The organism is Roseateles violae (assembly GCF_030410485.1).
Lineage (GTDB): Bacteria > Pseudomonadota > Gammaproteobacteria > Burkholderiales > Burkholderiaceae_C > Roseateles_D > Roseateles_D violae.
Genome location: NZ_JAUHHC010000002.1, coordinates 61954 through 79063, shown reverse-complemented (window position 1 = coordinate 79063; position 17110 = coordinate 61954). Strand labels below are relative to the sequence as shown.

The following is a 17110-nucleotide window of genomic DNA, read 5'->3' as shown; positions in this document are numbered from 1 at the left end:
CTGGGCATTCGCGCCGGCCCTGATCCGGCACCGGGGGACTCGTGAGCGGCAGCAAGGGCAAGATACTGGTAGTCGACGATGACCGGCTGGTGCTGGCGACGCTCAGCTATGGCCTGTCCCAGGCCGGCTTCGAGGTGATCGACGCCGACAACGGCGACGACGCGATCCTCCTGGCGCGCGAGCACCGGCCCGAGCTGGCCCTGCTGGACATCCGCATGGAGGGCATGAGCGGCTTCGACGTCGCCGCCTATCTGCGCGAATACCTGCAGATCCCCTTCATGTTCCTGTCCGCCTTTGCCGACGAGCAGACGGTGGCCAAGGTCAAGGAGTTGGGCGCGGTCGCCTACCTGGTCAAGCCGCTGGACATCCAACAGATCGTGCCGGCCGTCGAGGCGGCGTTCGCGAACCGGCGCGCCCCGCCGCCTCCGCTGCCGGCGCGCGAGGCGATCGGCGCCGGCGCCACCGTGCTGCAGCAGCTGGTGCCCATGGCGGTCGGCGTGCTGATGCACCGCTATTCGCTGTCGCGCAGCGAGGCGCTGCAGCGGCTGCAGCAATCGGCCGAGGACGAGGGCCGGTCGCTGGCCGAGCAGGCGCAGCGCCTGGTCGAGGCGGTCGAGCTGCTGGCCCAGCCCGGGCGGCTTTGAGCGCCGGCCTCAGCCGGCCAGGGTGAAGTAGAAGCGCGCGCCCTGGCCGGGCTCGGACTCGGCCCAGATTTCGCCGCCATGGCGGCGCACGATGCGGCGCACCGAGGCCAGGCCGACGCCGGTGCCCTGGAAATCGCTGGCGCTGTGCAGGCGCTGGAAGACGCCGAACAGGCGGTCGGCAAAGCGCATGTCGAAGCCGGCGCCGTTGTCGGCGATGACGAAGGCGCGCTGGCCGTCCTGCAGCTGCAGCAGCTCGAAGCGGATCTGCGAGCGCTCGCATTTGCCGCTGTACTTCCAGGCATTGCCGAGCAGGTTCTCCAGCAGCATGCGCAGCAAGGTCGGGTCGCCCTGCACGAGCAGCTGCGGCTGGATCTGCACCTCGACCGCACGCTCCGGCGCATGGCGGCGCAGCTCCTCGATGACGAAGCCGGCCAGCTGCGACAGATTGACCGGCTGCTGCTGCAGCGGCTGCGTCGACAGCTGGGCCAGCGACAGCAGCGCGTCGATCATGCTGTTCATGCGCGCGGCCGCGCCCATCACGCGGTCCAGATGGTCGTTGCCGATGCGGTCCAGCAGGCGGCCGTAGTCCTCCTTGAGGATGCGTGCAAAGCCCTCGACCACGCGCAGCGGCGCGCGCAGATCGTGCGAGACCGTGTAGCTGAACGATTCGCGCTCGCTGAGCTCCAGCGCCGCATCGGCGGCCGCTGCCGTCTGCAGGCAGGCCAGGCGCCGGCCATCGAGCGGCTCGCCCAGGGCCCAGCGCTGCTGCGCCGCCGGCAGCTGCGTCAGACAGGCCCGCCAGTCGGCGCCGAGGGCCAGGCCGCCACCGAGTGCCGCGGCAGCGCCGTTCAGTGCCAGCACGGTTGCGCCCTCGGCGCCGCCCAGCAGGCATGCCGGCATCGGCAGGGTCTCGATCCAGCCGCCCGGGTTGACGTTCGCTTCGACCACCAGCGCGCGCGCCGTGCCCTGGTAGCCGGCAAAGCGGCCCTGGCCATCCCAGCTGGCCAGGCCGCGCAGCAGCCAGCGCCCGCCGCTGCCATCGCCCTTGCGCACACGCAGGCCGGCAAAGTTCGCCTGCGCCTGTAGCCGCGCGCGCAGATCGCCGTGACCCTCGTCCGCCGGCTCGTCCAGTTCGAAGCGCTCCCACAGCGCCTGCGTCGCGGCGGCGCCGACCCAGCTGGAGGCCACCGCGCCCTGCGGCGCCTGCCAGCGCACCAGATGGTGTTCGGCGTCGGTGGCCCACAGCCAGTCGGGCTGCAGCTGCGTCAGCGCCTGGGTCTGCAGCCGCGCCTCGCGCAAGGCCTCGCCCAGGCGCTGGCGGGTCAGGCGCACGCCGACATGCCAGCCCAGCGCGGCAACGACCAGCAGCAGCAGCGCCGTGCACAGCGCGACCGTCGCCAGCGCCGGCAGGCCCAGCGAGCCCCCGTCGCCGAGTTCCAGCAGCAGGCTCAACAGGCCCAGCAGCAGGCCCGACAATGCCAGGCCCAGCAGCAGGGCCGCGCCCCGGCGGGGCAGTCGACGCGTGCGGGCTGCGGCATCACCGAGACTGTTCATGCAAGGCATTGTAAGGAGCATGGCGCGGGGCCCCGCCGAGCGGCGAAGATGCGCGCCTTGCCTCAAGTCGGCGCCGCCGCGGCCGATATCGCTTCGATACGGCGCGTGGCCACCCGCCCCGACCGATCCCTGCCCTTTCGATGAAGCCGTCTTCCCTGTCTTCCCTGTCATGAGCATCACCGACGATCCGGCCGCGGCCCGGGCAGCCGGCCGCATCAGCGCTAGCCTGGTCGGCGATGCACTGCCGCTGGGCATCGCGCTGCTGGACCTGGGCAGCGGGCAGCTGCTGCACCTGAACCGCGAGGCGGAGCGCCTGCTGGCCTTGCCGGCCGCCGCCGCGCCGCTGCCGCAACCGCTGCAGCAGGCGCTGCCGCCCGAGTTGCTGCGCGCCTGCGCCGCCGAGCGCTGGCAGGCGCTGGCCGGCCAGCGCGCCCCGGCGCGCCAGATGCTGGCCCTGGCCGGCCGCCATGGCCAGCGCTGGCTGCAGCTGCAGCTGAGCCTGCTGCCGAACCGCATCGGCCTGCTGTGCCTGCAGGACGCCGGTGCCGAGCAGCAGTTGCAGCGGGCGCTGCAGGAAAGCGATACGCGCTTTCGCGAGGTGACCGAGGCGGTGCGCGAATGCCTGTTCGTGACCACGCCGCAATGGGACCGACTGCATTTCAGCTCGCCGCTGCTGCTGGACATGCTGGGCCTGAGCCCGGTCGATCTGCGCCAGGGCCTGCAGCAATTGCGCGAGCGCATCCATCCGGCCGACCGCGTGCTGTACGACCGGCGCCTGCTGATGCAGGCCGATGGCGGCGGCGCCGATCTGGTGCTGCGCATCGAGCATCCGGCCAAGGGCCTGCGCTGGCTGCGCCTGCGCACGCGGCTGCGCCAGCAGGCCGGCCAGGCCCTGGTCTATGCGATCCTGGCCGATGTCAGCGACGAGCAGCGCCAGCGCGAGGAGTTGCAGCAGGCGCGCGACCGCGCCGAGGCGGCCAGCCGCGCCAAGAGCGCCTTCATGGCCAATATGAGCCATGAGTTCCGCACGCCGATGAACGGCATCCTGGGCATGACCGAGCTGCTGCTGAAGACCGGCTTGAGCGCCGAGCAGCGCCACCAGGCCGAGGTCGCGCAGCGCTGTGCCGAGGACCTGCTGCGCCTGATGGACGGCCTGCTCGCCTATGCCCAGGGCGGCGAGGCGCCGGCCGCGACGGCGGCAGCGGCCGCCGAGCACTTCGACCCGCGCGCGCTGGCCGAGGCGGCGCTGGCGCCGCTGGCCGCGCGCGCCGCCGCTCAGGGCCTGACACTGGACCTGGACGCCGCGCCGCTGCTGCCGGCCCGGCTGATCGGCGACGCGCCGCGCATCGCCCAGGTGCTGGACGGCCTGCTCGACAACGCGCTGAAGTTCACCCCACGCGGCGGCGTGCGGCTGGCCGTCGCCAGCCGGCCGGCCGCCGCGGGCGGCCTGCTGCTCGAATTCGAGGTCAGCGACAGTGGCATCGGCTTCGACCCGGCCGAGCTGCCGCGGCTGAGCAAGCCCTTCACCCAGGCCGAGGCCGGCCTCGCGCGCCGCCATGCCGGCGCCGGCCTGGGCCTGGCCCTGGTCCAGCAGCGGGTGCAGCGCATGGGCGGCAGCCTGTCGGCGCGCCGCCCGGCCGACGGCGGCTCCGTGTTCTGCTTCAGCGTGCCGGTGCGGCAGGCCCCCGAGCCGGCGGCCGAAGCCGCCGCGGCGGCGCCGCGCTGGCCGGGCCGTTACATTCTGGTCGTGGAAGACAATCAGGTGAACCAGGAGGTCATCTTCCAGATGCTGGCCCATCTGGGCTGCGCGGTGCGGCTGGCCGACAGCGCCCACGCCGGCCTGCAGGCGCTGCAGGACGAGCGCTTCGACCTGGTGCTGATGGACATCCACATGCCCGGCATGGACGGCATCGAGGCCCTGCAGCGCCTGCGCCGCCAGAGCGCCGGACAGACGCCGCCGGCCGTGCCGGTCGTCGCGGTGACCGCCAATGCGCTCAGCGGCGACGAAAAACGCCTGCTGAGCCATGGTTTCGACGACTACCTGCCCAAACCTTTCCGCCAAAGCCAATTGCTTGCCATGCTGAGCCGCCATCTGGATGACAACCTGCACGATTCAACGGAATCTCACGACTCGTCGCCGCAGGCGGCCAAGGATGGCACGGCGCTGGTGCATGATGGCGCCACGATGAGTGGAACCCCGAACTCCGACACCTGCGTGCTGGATGCCCAGGCGCTTGCGCGCCTGCGCGAACTCGACCCCGACGGCAGCAGCCAGCTGCTGCCGCGCATCATCAACGCCTATCTGAAGTCGCTGGAACGGCTGCTGCCCGAACTGGCGCAGGCGCGTGGCGAAACACTGGATCTGGCGGTCGTCCGCCATGTCAGCCACACCCTAAAATCGTCGTCGGCGAGCCTGGGCGCGCTGGCACTGTCGCAGCGCTGCGCCGAGATCGAGACGATGGCCCGGCTTGGCCACGCCCAAGGTCTGGACCCGCTGCTGGATGCCATGCTGGTCGAGATCGCCGAAGTCCGCCTGGCCCTGACGGCCCTTCAGAACACGCCATGAACGCAGTCGCTCCCGTGCCCGACGATGACCTGCCCGAGCAGCCCAAGGTGCTGCTGGTCGATGACGACGAGGTCAATCTGCTGCTGACGGCGATCGCGCTGCGCGAACGCGGCTTCGAGATCATCGAGGCGCGCAGCGGCGCCGAGGGCCTGGAGCTGATGGCCGAGAGCATGCCCGACATCATCGTGCTGGACGCGATGATGCCGGAGCTGGACGGCTTCGAGACCTGCACCCGGCTGCGCGCGATGCCCGGCTTCGAATCGACGCCGGTGCTGATGCTGACCGGCCTGGACGACGAGGCCTCGATCACCCGCGCCTACCAGGTCGGCGCCACCGATTTCTTCGTCAAGTCCCCGCAGTGGAGCCTGCTGGCCGGGCGCCTGCGCTATCTGCTGCGCAGCTCGCGCACCCGCATCGAGCTGGAGCGCAGCAAGGCCAAGCTGGCGCGCGCGCAGGACCTGGCCCGCATGGGCAGCTTCGAATGGCATCGCGGCGGCATCGGCGGCGGCAGCTTCTCGCTGGCCGCCGAGGCACTGCGCGTGTTCGGCCGCGGCCCGCTGGAGGGGCTGGACTTCATCGGCGTGATGCGCATGGTGCCGCGCGAGGAGCGCACGCTGTTCCTGCGCCTGCTGCGCGACGTGATGGCCCACCATTCGGTGCTGGTCACCGACCTGGCCGTGACCCTGCCGGACGGCCGCTCGCGCGTCGTCCATATCGAGGCCGAGCCCGAGTTCAACGAGCATGGCAATGCCAGCGGCTATACCGGCGTGATGCAGGACGTCACCGACCGCCGCCAGGCCGAGGACCGCATCAAGCAGCTGGCGCATTTCGACGCGCTGACCGGCCTGCCCAACCGCCGCCAGCTGATCTGGCGCGTCGAGCGCGCGATCGAGCAGGCGCGCCGCGGCAACCACGAGGTCGGCCTGCTGCTGATCGACCTGGACCGCTTCAAGATCATCAACGACACCCTGGGCCATGCCGCAGGCGACGAGTTGCTGATCGAGGTCGGACGGCGCTTGCGCGGCTGCGTGCGCCACTCGGACCAGGTGATGGAAGGCACGCTGGAAGCGGTGGCCGGGCGCTCGCACCGCAGCCTGGAGGCGGTCGGCCGCCTCGGCGGCGACGAGTTCGTTGCGCTGCTGCCCGAGGTCGCCGACGAGCGCGATGCCGAGCGCGTGGCCGACCGGGTGCTGGAGGCCTTGCGCGAGCCGATCTTCATCGCCGGCCAGGAATGCTTCGTCACCGCCAGCGTCGGCATCGCGCTCTATCCGCGCGACGGCCAGACCATGGCCGATCTGCTGCGCAACTCCGACGTCGCCATGTACGCGGTCAAGTCGCAGGGCCGCAATGCGGCGGCCCTGTACACCCCGATGCTGGCCGGCCAGGGGCGCGAGAAGCTGGAGCTGGAAAGCGCGCTGCACAAGGCGCTGGAGCGCAACGAGATCGTGCTGCACTACCAGCCCAAGGTCGATGTGCGTGCGGCCCGCATGGTCGGCGCCGAGGCGCTGATGCGCTGGAAGCGCGGCGACAAGCTGGTGCCGCCGGCCGAGTTCATCCCGCTGGCCGAGGAGACCGGCCTGATCGTGCCGCTCTCGGAATGGGCGCTGCGCGAGGCGGCGCGCCAGGCCAAGGTCTGGCAGCTGAACTTCGGCTTCTCCGACTCGATCGCCGTCAACCTGCCCAGCCGCCTGTTCGAGCGCACCGATCTGGTCGAGCACATCCATCAATGCGTGAGCGCCTATGGCGTGCCGCACCGGGCGATCCAGCTGGAGATCACCGAGAACAACCTGATGAAGGATCTGCAGAACGTCATCCCGGCGCTGCACCGGCTCAACGAGGTCGGCGTCGAGATCTCGATCGACGACTTCGGCACCGGCTATTCCTCGCTGGCCTATCTGACCACCTTGCCGATCTCCGAGGTCAAGATCGACCGCACCTTCGTGCGCGATCTGGGCATCACGCCGCAGAGCTCGGCCGTCGTCACCGCCATCATCGCCCTGGCCCGCGCGCTGGGCCTGCGCGTGATCGCCGAGGGCGTCGAGACGCTGCGCCAGATGGACGTGCTGCACCGCCTGGGTTGCTCGCTGATGCAGGGCTTCCTGTTCAGCAAGCCGCTGCCGCCCGAGGAACTCGAGCAATGGCTGGCGCAAACGGTGCTGCCGCGCAAGGCGCCCTGGATCGCCCAGGCCGGCGCCGAGGCCGGCGGCACGCTGGGCGGCAGCGACCTGCTGCGCCCGGCCGGCCAGCGCTGAGCGCGATGAACGAGCCGCGCCGCCCCGCGCAGCCGCCGGCCCAGATCGCCAAGGCCGCGCTGCTGCGGCTGGCCCAGGCGCAGCTGGAGCCGACGCCGGAAAACTATGCGCGCGCCTACGCGATCGAATCGGGCGTCGAGGCTGCGGCCCCTGCCCTGCCCGAGCGCGCGCAGGCGCTGCTGACCAGGCTGCTGGCGCTGGGCCTGCCGGCCGGTGCCGCGCGCCAGCAATTGCAGCAATGCATCGAGCAGGCGCGCTGGGACGAGGCGCTGCGCCGGCTCGAGCAGCTGCAGCAGGGCGCGGACAGCCCGGCCGCCCAGGCTCAGGCCTTGTCGCAGCTGATCGAGGGCCTGGTGCGCGGGCTCGAGCGCGGCGGCCGCGGCTGGACCGTCGCGCGCAAGAAGGACGGCCTGCAGCGCGTGCTGGAGGCCAATCGCGCCGATGCGCAGCGGCTGACCCAGCGCCTGCAGCACTTGCTGGCCAGCTGGGGTGCCGACGCGGCCGATGCCGACATCGATATGCAGCAGGCCGAGAGCGCCGAGCCGACGGCGCCAAGCGAGACCGAGGCCGATTCACGCCTGCCCGCGCATTGGCCGGCGATCGAGGGCAGCCTGCATGCCACCGTCCAGCATGCGCTGCACAACCCGCTGGGCCATGGCGAGGAGCTGATCGCCGAACTCGACGCGGCCCAGACGGCGCTCTTGCGCGAGGGCGCGACGCCGGCCCGGGTCGAACAGATCGAGGCGCTGTGCCAGCGCGCGCGCCATATGCTGGACCATCGTCAGCATCTGTTTGCCGAGCTGGGCCAGCTCTGCCGCGAGCTCAGCGCCAGCCTGGTCGAGCTGGCCGAGGACGACTCCTGGGCGCGCGGCCAGGCCGAGGCGATGAACGACACGCTGACCCAGGGCCTCTCCGGCCGCGGCGTGCGCTCGGTCTCCGAGATGCTGCTGGGCACGCGCAGCCGCCAGCGCGCGCTGCGCGACGAGCGTGGCCGCGCCCGCGACGCGCTGAAATCGCTGATCCAGCAGATGCTGGCCGAGCTGGCCGTGCTGGGCCAGCACACCGACCGCTTCCAGGACAATGTCGGCCGCTATGCCGAGGCGATCGAGCGGGCCGATTCGCTGGAAAGCCTGGCCGGCACCGTGCGCGAGATGGTCGAGGAAAGCCGCAGCGTGCAGGCGCTGGTGCAACAGACCCAGCAGCGCCTGAGCATGGAACACCAGCGCGCCAGCGAGCTCAGCGACAAGGTGCAGTCGCTGGAGGACGAGTTGCGGCGGCTGTCGGCCGAGGTGCAGACCGACCAGCTGACCCAGATCGCCAACCGCCGCGGCCTGATCGCCGCCTTCGCGACCGAGCAGGCCAAGGCCGAGCGCGAGGCGGTGCCGATCTCGCTGGCGCTGCTGGACATCGACAACTTCAAGAAGCTGAACGACTCGCTGGGCCATGCGGCCGGCGATATGGCGCTGAAGTCGCTGGCCGAGCGCGTCTCGCAGCTGCTGCGCCCGGGCGATCTGGTCGCCCGCTACGGCGGCGAGGAATTCGTGCTGATGCTGCCGGCTACGCCGATCGACGAGGCGCAGGCGGTGCTGGCGCGGCTGCAGCGCTCGCTGTCCGCGAGCCTCTTCATGCACGAGGGCAAGGACGTCTTCGTCACCTTCTCGGCCGGCGTGACGCTGTACCGCGGCGGCGAGACCCTGGAGGCGGCGCTGGACCGCGCCGATGTGGCCCTCTACGAGGCCAAGCACACCGGGAAAAACCGCGCCTGCGTCGCGCCCTGAGCGCGGGGCCCGGCCCGCCGATCAGCCGCCCGGCGGCGTGCCGCCCGGGCGGGTCGTCTTGCGGAACTCGTCCTGCATGCGGCGGCGCTCTTCGTCGCTGCCCGCTTCCTTGCGGCATTCCTTGACCGGGATCGCCACGCCGACCTTGTAGACCTTCTCGCAGACCTCCTGCGCGCCGGCCTGGGTGCCGGCAGGAGCCGGGCTCGGCTCGGCCGGCGGCGCGGCGCAGGCCACCAGGGCCAGCGCGGCCGGAACAATCATCAGGATTTGGCGTGCATTCGTCATTGGGCGGCCCAGGCTGCGGCAGGAATGGCCGGCGGCGCCGGCGCTCGCAAAATGCTAACAGCGCAGGCCAGCGGCAGCACCGGCCGCGTACGCAGATCGCCCGCTCAGAAGCCGAAAGCCAGGCGCAGGCCGCCCCAGTGGCGGCCACGCACGACGATGGGCGCGGCGGCCTCCTTCAGCAGCACGAAGCGGCCGCCACCCATATCGCGGCGGTAGGTCTGCAAGAGGAAGGGCCGCTGGTTGCGCGCCGAGGCCAGGCCGGTGCGGTCGTTGAAGATGCGGCGGTAGCGGCTGTTGGCCGTGTTCCAGGCCAGTTCGCCCGGGCGCTGCGGATGGCAGTAGCTCTTGTTGTGCGTCGCCACATAACCATTGCGGTCGACGGCGATGCAGAACACGACCTTGTTGCTCAGGCTCAGCAGGCGCTCCTGCACCGGCGGGAACAGGCGGTCCGCCAGCTGGGTGAAGGCGGTCAGATGCTGGGCCGGGTCGGTGTCGACGATCGGCCGGTACTGCTCGTCGAAGAGCTGGGCCTCGCCGATCGCGCCGCTGGCCAGCGCCTGCTCCAGCAGGGCGGCGATCTCGGCGGCGGCCTGCTGGGCGCCGCGGATATAGGGCGTGTCCTCGACCTCCAGGCCGGTCTCAGCGATCTGCTCGATCAACTCCTCCGACAGGCGCAGGAAGCGGTCGCTGCAGGCAAAGGCGGTCTTCAGCCCGCTCATCGCATGCTGGACCTCCTGCTCCAGCGTCGCCGCGCGCTCGTTCAGCGTCAGCATGGTCTGGCCGCTCTGCCGGGCCGAGGCGGCGATGCGGGCGACATCGCCCTCGACATCGGCAAAAGCCTGGTGGATCGCACTCTTCTCGCCGCCGCCGGCCTCGCTGCGCAGTTCGCGGCTGAAGCGCTCGATGCGTTCGTCCAAGGTCGCGATCGCGCCGACGATGGCCTTGGAACTGCTCTCGACCTGGCCGGCCAGCGCCTTCACCGCATCGGCCACCACGCCGAAGCCGCGGCCGGCCTCGCCGGCGCGCTTGGCCTCGACCGAGGCATTGAAGGCGACCAGCCGCGTCTGCAATGCGATCTTGGTGATGTCGCCGGCCGCATCGGAGACCTGGCGCAGGGTGCTGACGATGCCGCCGACCTCGTCGCCGACACCGCCCAGCGCGCCACGCGCACGCTCGACCGCCTCGCCGCTCTGCCGCGTCGCCTGGCTGATCGCGTCCTGGGTCTGGCGCACCTGCTGCAGCTGGGCGCCCAAAGCGCTCATCGCCTCGGCCTGGGCCAGCACGACGCGCTGCGTGTCCTCCAGCGCGCCGCGCACCTCGGCGGCATCCTTGCCGACCGAGGACATCGCGCGCGACAGGCGCCGGATCACCTCGACGGCGGCCTCGCTGCCGAGGCCCGGCTCGGCAATGGCAAGGGGCGCCGTCTCGGCGGCGGCGCCCTTCTTGAAAGCTCCGAACATGGGGCAGACCTCCGATGGTGGCGGGAGCCCGAAGCAGCGCCCGCGTCTTACCAATCCCTCAGTTTGACGCGCAACCTTGCAATCGACTGACTGTGCAGCTGGCAGACGCGCGACTCCGTGACCTTCAGCACGGCCGCGATCTCCTTGAGATTCATGTCGTGCTCGTAGTACATGCTCATCACGAACTGCTCGCGCTCGGGCAGGTTCTTGATCGCGGCAACCAGGGCCTCGCGCATGCGCTGGTCCTGCAGCATGGCCATCGGGTTGTTGCTGTCGTCGGCCACATGGCGGTCGAGGAAGTCCTCGTCGCCCTCGTCGCCGGACATGTCTTCCAGATAGACCAGCTGGGTGCCGCGCACCTTGCCGAGCAGCTCCTGGTATTCGCCCAGGCTGATGCCCATTTCCTTGGCGATCTCGCTCTCCACCGGCGCGCGGCCGACCTGCTGCTCGAGCTTGCGCACGGCGGCCTCGATCTCGCGCTGCTGGCGGCGCGTGCCGCGGCTCATCCAGTCGCCGCCGCGCAGCTCGTCCAGCATGGCGCCGCGGATGCGCTGGGTCGCGAAGGTCTCGAACTGCACGCCCTGGGCGATGTCGAAGCGCGACAGCGCATCGGTCAGGCCGATCAGGCCGACCTGGATCAGGTCGTCGATCTCGACATTGGCCGGCAGCTTGGCGATCATCTGATGCGCCAGGCGCCGCACCAGCGGGCTGTACTGCTTGATCATCGAGGAGTTATCGAGGCGACCTTTGGCGGTGTACATCATCAGCTCCAGCAGCTTCTTGTCTTAAACGAGGGCGGCGGTTTGCGGGCGGGCGACGCGCTGCGCCGGGCGCAGCGGGGTCGCATTGACGGAGGCGGCTTCCAGCGCGGCGCCGGGAGGCGCGGCCAGCAGCAGCTCGCGCGCCAGATGGCGCATCTCGGGGGCGATCGGGGCGCTCGGCGGGGTCTTGGGATCGAGGCAGGCCCAGTCGCGCAGCACCGCACCGAGGAAGCCATCGGCGCAGGAACTGATCTGCTGGGCGATGCGCTCCGACAGGCGCAGCTGCGGGTTGCAGGCCATCAGCAGGCTGTAGACCATCAGGCCGGCGCGCTGCGCCAGCCACTTCATGCCGGCGTAGGCATGGGTGACGCTTTGCGGATCGGTATCGGCCAGCAGCACCGGGCGCACCTCGCGCAGCGCGACCACGCGCGCCAGCTCGGCGGCGCTGGCGTGCAGCAGCACGACCTCGGCCTGCGGCGCGGCATCGCTGACCACCTCGAGGAAATGGGCGGCCGAGCCATTGGCATTGATATGGCGCATCGGCAGGCCGCGGGCGGCCAGGTAGGACACGTTCTTGGACAGGCGCTCGACGCAGGCGGCCAGGTCGACCTGGGCCAGCTCGGCCGGCGCGGGCGACAGCTCGCCGGCATCGACGACCAGCGTATGCAGGCCCAGCTCGGCAAAGGCGGCGCACAGACCTTCCAGCAGCGCGCCGGCACCGACCACATGCGGGTTCGAGACGACCGGGATGAAGCGCACGCGCGAGCCGGCGAACAGGCGGCGCAGGCCGTCGGCCTGATCTTGCGGCAGCTTGGAGCGGAAGGCGTCGTGCATGGTCGCGGCCGCCATGCTCAGAAGGCGCCCATCGCGGCAGCGCTGCTCAGCGCGGGGCCACCGGCGAAGATCAGGTTCACGTCGGCGCTGTCCATGCGCCAGGCACCGGCGGCCTGGCTGCGCAGCGCGCGCTGCACCAGGGCCTGGCTGGACAGGCGATGCCAGTCCTCCGGCACGCGCTGGCCATTGGCCACGCCCAGCACCTTCAGCTTGTGGCGGATCAGGGTGTCCAGCGCCGGGGCCAGCTTGACGGCCTCGTCGATCTTGGACAGCACGACGCCATGGCACTCGCTGGCGCGCCAGGCGCCGACCACGTCCTCGATCGTCTCGCCCTGCTGGGCGGCGTTGACGACCAGCACCTTGCGGATGCGCGGATGGGCCAGCATGTCCAGCAGTTCCTTGGTGCGGCTGTCGCGCTGGGCCATGCCGGCCGTGTCGATCAGCACCATCTTCTTGGCCGACAGCAGTTCCAGCAGGTCTTCCAGCGAGGTGCGGTCATGCGCGGTGTGGACCGGCACGCCGAGGATGCGGCCATAGGCGCGCAGCTGCTCGTGCGCGCCGACGCGGTAGGCGTCCAGGGTGATCAGGCCCAGATTCGCGGCGCCGAAGCGGGTGGCGAAATGGGCGGCCAGCTTGGCCGTCGTGGTGGTCTTGCCGACGCCGGTGGAGCCGATCAGGGCGAACACGCCGCCCTGCTCTTCCAGGGCCGGCGCGGCCTCGTCGGTCTGCAGATTGCGGGCCAGCACATGGGCGGCCCAGCTCGTTTCGTCCGGCACGCCGGGCTTGGAGAAGTCGGTCGGGCAACCCTCGACCAGCTTGCGCACCAGGGCCGGCGAGAAACCGATCTCGAGCAGCTTCTGGGTCAGGCGGGCCTGCACCGGCTGGCGCTGCAGCTTCTCCATGAAGGCCAGGGCGCCGAAGCGCTCCTCGATCATGCCCTTCATCGAGCGCAGCTCGTTCATCATGTCCAGCTGCTCGCGGCGCTCGCGGCTGGGCAGCTCGGACAGGCTCGGGCCATCGTTCAGCGGCTGGGCGATGCGGATCTCGTCGCGCAGCACCGGCGGATTGCGGCGGGCCGGGGCAGCCTGAGCCTGGGCCTGGGCCTGGGCCTGGGCGGCAGCCTGCGCCTCGGCGACGCGGCGCGGCTGCATCGCCTGCAGCGCCGCCTGGGCGCGCTGCTGGCGGGCGGCGGCCAGCGAGCCGACGCCGGCGGCTTCGATGGCCGGCTCGGCGGCGGGCGGCAGCAGCGGATCGGCCAGGCCATCGATCTCGGCCTGGCGCCGCTTGAGCACGCGCTCGCGCACATAGTCCTGGAAGGACAGGGTACTCATTGCCAGCGTCTGCACATCGTCGCCGACCTCGGCGGCCGGACCGAAGGCCGGCTCCTGGCGCTGGCCGGCGACGCGCTCGGCGAAGCTGGCGGCCGCCGGACGGGCCTGCACGCGGCTGGGCGCCGGGGCAGCGCTGACACGCGGCGCGGTGGCGGCGACTCTTTCGATCTGGTCCATGCCTTCCGGCGCCATCGCCAGCACCTCGACGCCCTCGGGGCAGCGCTTGTTCGACAGCACGACGGCGTCCTCGCCAAAGGCCTGGCGCACCAGGGCCAGGGCTTCGCGGGACGTACGGGCGGTAAAGCGCTTGGCGTTCATGCAGTGCCTCCGATGATCGAGCCGATCCGGATGGAATGGGTTTCAGGAATCTCGCTATGACCCAGCACCTTCAGGCGCGGCGCCGCGCGACGCAGCAAGCGGGCCATCGGGGCGCGGATCAGGTCGGGCACCAGCAGACAGGCCGGGATGCCGCGGTCTTCCTGCTGCTGCGAGGTTTCGGCGGCGCTGCGCGCCAGCGTGTCGGCCACGCCCGGATCGAGCGAGGCGCCATGCGGGGAGTTCAGGGCCTGGGTGACCAGGCGCTCCAGCTCGGGCTCCAGCGCGATCACGTCCAGCTCCTTCACCGGGCCATAGATCTGCTGCACGATCGCCGGGGCGATATGGGTGCGGATGCGGCGGGCCAGCTCGGCCGGGTCGGTGACGGTGGCGGCGTTCTCGGCGATCGACTCGACGATGGAACGCATGTCGCGGATGTGCACGCCCTCCTCCAGCAGCAGCTGGAGCACTCGTTGCACGGTAGCGATGCCGACCATCTTGGGTATCACGTCTTCGATCAGTTGCGGAGCTTGCTTGGTGAGGTGTTCCACCAGGGCCTGGGTCTCCACGCGACCCAACAACTTGGCCGCGTGAACTTGCATCAAGTGTGAAAGATGGGTGGCCACCACGGTCGAACAATCAACGACGGTAAATCCGGCCATTTGCGCCATTTCACGTTGGCGGTCCTCGATCCACACCGCCGGCAGGCCGAAGGCGGGATCGGTGGTCTGGGTGCCGATCAGCTTCTGCGTCGCATGACCGGGGTTGATCGCCAGCCACATGCCCGGGAAGGCCTCGGCCTCGCCGATGACGGCGCCGCGCAGCGAGATCCGGTACTGGCTGGGGCGCAGCTCCAGGTTGTCGCGGATGTGCACGGCCGGCGGCAGGAAGCCGACTTCCTGCGCGAACTTGCGGCGAACGCCCTTGATCCGGCTGAGCAGATCGCCCTCGCGGCTCTTGTCGACCAGGGTGATCAGGCGGTAGCCGACCTCCAGGCCCAGGGTGTCGACCGGGATCAGGTCGTCCCAGCTGGCCTCGGCATTCGGCTCCGGCGCGGCCGGGGTGCTCGGCGCCGCCGCCGCGGCCGCCTTGGCCGCCTGCTCCTTGGTCCGCAGCCACCAGGCCAGCCAGCCCAAGCCCCCGGCGATCAGCAGGAAGACGATGTGCGGCATGCCCGGGACCAGGCCCAGCGCGCCGATCACGCCGGCGGTGATCGCCAGCGATTTGCTGGAGCCGAAGACCTGCTTGCCGATCTGGCTGCCGATGTCCTTGTCGGAGCCGACGCGCGACACGACCATCGCCGCGGCGACCGAGATCAAGAGCGCCGGGATCTGCGCGACCAGCGCATCGCCGACCGCCAGCAGGATGTAGCTGTCGGCCGCCTGGCCGGCCGAGAGGCCGTGCTGGGCCACGCCGATGATGAAGCCGCCGACGATATTGATGGCCAGGATCAGCATGCCGGCGATCGCGTCGCCACGCACGAACTTGCTGGCACCGTCCATGGAGCCGAAGAAGTCGGCCTCGTCGCCCAGTTCGGCACGGCGGCGCTTGGCCTCGGCCTCGTTGATCAGGCCGGCGTTCAGGTCGGCATCGACCGCCATCTGCTTGCCGGGCATCGCATCCAGGGTGAAGCGGGCGCCGACCTCGGCGATGCGCTCGGCACCCTTGGTGACCACGATGAAGTTGATGACGACCAGGATCGCGAACACGATCAGGCCGACCGCGAAATTGCCGCCGATCAGGAAATGGCCAAACGATTCGATCACCTTGCCGGCCGCGCCGGCGCCGGTATGGCCGTGCAGCAGCACGACCCGGGTGGAGGCGACGTTCAGCGACAGGCGCATCAGGGTCGTCAGCAGCAGCACGGTCGGGAAGGCGGCGAAGTCCAGCGGCTTGACCATGTGCGCGGCGACCATCATCACCATCACCGCCATCGCGATATTGAAGGTGAACAGCAGGTCCAGCGCGAAGGCCGGCAGCGGCAGCACCATCATCGACAGCACCAGGATCACCGCGATCGGCGCGCCCAGGGCGCCGATGACGCCGGCACGCGGGCCGAGCAGGGTCTGCAGTCGAGCAATCAGCGCATTCATTCTTGGTCATCCCCGGCCGCGGCTTGCCCTTCGGCATGGCCCGGCTTGTTGTGCGGATCGAGTTCGGGCGGCACCACCGGATCGGGCTGCGAGGGCATCGCGCCACGGCCGGCCATCGCCGCCTTCAGCTGGTAGACATAGGCCAGCACCTGCGCCACGGCGGCAAACAGCACGGCCGGGATTTCGCGGTCCAGCTCGGCATGCGCATAAAGCGCACGCGCCAGCACCGGCGACTGCAGCACCGGCACCTTGGAGTCCTTGGCGAGGTCGCGGATCTTCATTGCCAAGAGGTCGGCACCCTTGGCGACCACCTTGGGGGCGGCCATGCCGCCCTCTTCGTACTTCAGCGCGACCGCATAGTGGGTCGGGTTCATCACCACCAGGTCGGCGCTGGGCACGGCGGCCAGCATGCGGCGCTTGGCCATCTCGCGCATCTTGGCGCGCATCTTGGCCTTGACCTCGATATTGCCCTCGACCTCCTTCATCTCCTGCTTGGCCTCTTCGCGCGTCATCTTCAGACGGCGCAGCCAGAGCTGGCGCTGCAGCGGCACGTCAATGGCGGCGAACAGGGCCAGCGCGATGGCCAGCAGCATCAGGCCGCCCATCAGCTGCTGGCCGGCATAGGCCAGCGCGGCCGGCAGCGGCACCGACATGATGCCGACGAAGCTGGCGATGCGGTTCTTCAGCACCATGGCGCCGACGGCGCCCAGCACCAGGGCCAGCGCGACCGCCTTCAGCGCGGTGCCCAGGCCCTGGCCGCTGAACAGGCGGCCGAAGCCGGTGAGCGGATTCAGGTGCGAGAACTTGGGCGCCAGCGGCTTCATCGTCCAGTTCCAGCCGCCCGAGGCCAGATGGCTGGCCAGAGCGACGGCCACCAGCACGGCGCTGATCGGCCCCATCACCATCAGGAAGCGCAGGGTCAGCTCGGCCAGGCGCTCGCCCATGAAGCCGCTCTGCGCCAGCTGCTGCGCGTCGAAGCGCAGGCCGGCGCTGAGCATCTGCTGCAGCGAGTCGACGATCTCCGGGCCGCCGACGCTCAGGATCGCGCCGCCGGCCACCATCATCGCGAAATGCGGCAGATCGCGGGAACGCGGCAGCTGGCCCTCGGCCCGAGATCTCTCGATCTTCTTGGCTGAGGCCGGTAAGTTGCGATCCTGTGCGTCTTGGTCGGCCATGGCAATGCGTGCGCGGGCGGATGCCCGTGGCGGCATTGTTGGCCGGAGGGGCCGCGGACTTA

General features: G+C 70.6%; 12 protein-coding genes. 4 read left to right on the top strand and 8 right to left on the bottom strand.

What is annotated here, in order from left to right; all coding sequences use genetic code 11:
- Positions 1-41: 41 nt before the first annotated feature.
- Positions 42-644, top strand: a complete 603-nt coding sequence (locus QWJ38_RS05850; protein ID WP_290358129.1) for a response regulator — start codon at positions 42-44, stop codon at positions 642-644.
- A gap of 9 nt (positions 645-653) precedes the next feature.
- On the opposite strand, the gene QWJ38_RS05845 is transcribed toward QWJ38_RS05850, so the two are convergent.
- Positions 654-2198 carry a sensor histidine kinase gene (locus tag QWJ38_RS05845; protein WP_290358128.1) on the bottom strand — a complete coding sequence of 515 codons (1545 nt, stop codon included), beginning with the start codon at positions 2196-2198 and terminating at the stop codon, positions 654-656.
- 169 nt (positions 2199-2367) lie between these two features.
- On the opposite strand from QWJ38_RS05845, the gene QWJ38_RS05840 reads away from it, so the two are divergent.
- From QWJ38_RS05840 to QWJ38_RS05830, 3 genes are read left to right on the top strand one after another with little or no spacing between them, the layout of a single operon-like run.
- Complete coding sequence (locus QWJ38_RS05840) at positions 2368-4764, top strand: hybrid sensor histidine kinase/response regulator (RefSeq protein ID WP_290358127.1); 2397 nt, start codon at positions 2368-2370, stop codon at positions 4762-4764.
- On the top strand, positions 4761-7016 hold the full coding sequence (locus tag QWJ38_RS05835) for a putative bifunctional diguanylate cyclase/phosphodiesterase (RefSeq protein ID WP_290358126.1): 2256 nt from the start codon (positions 4761-4763) through the stop codon (positions 7014-7016). The genes QWJ38_RS05840 and QWJ38_RS05835 overlap by 4 nt, the downstream gene beginning before the upstream one ends.
- A gap of 5 nt (positions 7017-7021) precedes the next feature.
- Positions 7022-8794, top strand: coding sequence for a GGDEF domain-containing protein (locus QWJ38_RS05830; protein ID WP_290358125.1), 1773 nt, complete (start codon positions 7022-7024; stop codon positions 8792-8794).
- Between the two features lie 21 nt (positions 8795-8815).
- Here QWJ38_RS05830 and QWJ38_RS05825 read toward each other — a convergent pair whose 3' ends face one another.
- The 7 genes from QWJ38_RS05825 to flhB all read right to left on the bottom strand — a co-directional run bounded on the left by QWJ38_RS05825 (position 8816) and on the right by flhB (position 17048).
- Positions 8816-9055, bottom strand: a complete 240-nt coding sequence (locus tag QWJ38_RS05825) for a hypothetical protein (RefSeq protein WP_290358124.1) — start codon at positions 9053-9055, stop codon at positions 8816-8818.
- A 128-nt stretch (positions 9056-9183) separates the two neighbouring features.
- Positions 9184-10539 carry a methyl-accepting chemotaxis protein gene (locus QWJ38_RS05820; RefSeq protein ID WP_290358123.1) on the bottom strand — a complete coding sequence of 452 codons (1356 nt, stop codon included), beginning with the start codon at positions 10537-10539 and terminating at the stop codon, positions 9184-9186.
- 47 nt (positions 10540-10586) lie between these two features.
- Positions 10587-11300: an RNA polymerase sigma factor FliA gene (locus QWJ38_RS05815; protein ID WP_290358122.1), complete on the bottom strand. Its 714-nt coding sequence runs from the start codon at positions 11298-11300 to the stop codon at positions 10587-10589.
- Between the two features lie 24 nt (positions 11301-11324).
- Positions 11325-12149 (bottom strand): MinD/ParA family ATP-binding protein, encoded by an 825-nt coding sequence (locus QWJ38_RS05810; protein WP_290358121.1) that lies wholly within the window; start codon positions 12147-12149, stop codon positions 11325-11327.
- A 2-nt stretch (positions 12150-12151) separates the two neighbouring features.
- Positions 12152-13783, bottom strand: coding sequence for a flagellar biosynthesis GTPase FlhF (gene flhF, locus QWJ38_RS05805; protein WP_290358120.1), 1632 nt, complete (start codon positions 13781-13783; stop codon positions 12152-12154).
- Positions 13780-15873, bottom strand: coding sequence for a flagellar biosynthesis protein FlhA (gene flhA, locus QWJ38_RS05800; RefSeq protein WP_290358119.1), 2094 nt, complete (start codon positions 15871-15873; stop codon positions 13780-13782). Before flhA ends, flhF begins: the two co-directional genes overlap by 4 nt.
- Positions 15870-17048: a flagellar biosynthesis protein FlhB gene (flhB, locus tag QWJ38_RS05795; protein ID WP_290358118.1), complete on the bottom strand. Its 1179-nt coding sequence runs from the start codon at positions 17046-17048 to the stop codon at positions 15870-15872. Before flhB ends, flhA begins: the two co-directional genes overlap by 4 nt.
- Between the last annotated feature and the right edge of the window lie 62 nt (positions 17049-17110).

Bases quoted from the DNA above. Each gene is read 5' to 3' on its own strand.
- QWJ38_RS05820 (WP_290358123.1), bottom strand. From the start codon at position 10,539: ATGTTCGGAGCTTTCAAGAAGGGCGCCGCCGCCGAGACGGCGCCCCTT.
- QWJ38_RS05830 (WP_290358125.1), top strand. From the start codon at position 7,022: ATGAACGAGCCGCGCCGCCCCGCGCAGCCGCCGGCCCAGATCGCCAAG.
- QWJ38_RS05840 (WP_290358127.1), top strand. From the start codon at position 2,368: ATGAGCATCACCGACGATCCGGCCGCGGCCCGGGCAGCCGGCCGCATC.
- QWJ38_RS05815 (WP_290358122.1), bottom strand. From the start codon at position 11,300: ATGTACACCGCCAAAGGTCGCCTCGATAACTCCTCGATGATCAAGCAG.
- QWJ38_RS05825 (WP_290358124.1), bottom strand. From the start codon at position 9,055: ATGATTGTTCCGGCCGCGCTGGCCCTGGTGGCCTGCGCCGCGCCGCCG.
- flhB (WP_290358118.1), bottom strand. From the start codon at position 17,048: ATGGCCGACCAAGACGCACAGGATCGCAACTTACCGGCCTCAGCCAAG.
- flhF (WP_290358120.1), bottom strand. From the start codon at position 13,783: ATGAACGCCAAGCGCTTTACCGCCCGTACGTCCCGCGAAGCCCTGGCC.
- QWJ38_RS05810 (WP_290358121.1), bottom strand. From the start codon at position 12,149: ATGGCGGCCGCGACCATGCACGACGCCTTCCGCTCCAAGCTGCCGCAA.
- QWJ38_RS05845 (WP_290358128.1), bottom strand. From the start codon at position 2,198: ATGAACAGTCTCGGTGATGCCGCAGCCCGCACGCGTCGACTGCCCCGC.
- QWJ38_RS05835 (WP_290358126.1), top strand. From the start codon at position 4,761: ATGAACGCAGTCGCTCCCGTGCCCGACGATGACCTGCCCGAGCAGCCC.
- flhA (WP_290358119.1), bottom strand. From the start codon at position 15,873: ATGAATGCGCTGATTGCTCGACTGCAGACCCTGCTCGGCCCGCGTGCC.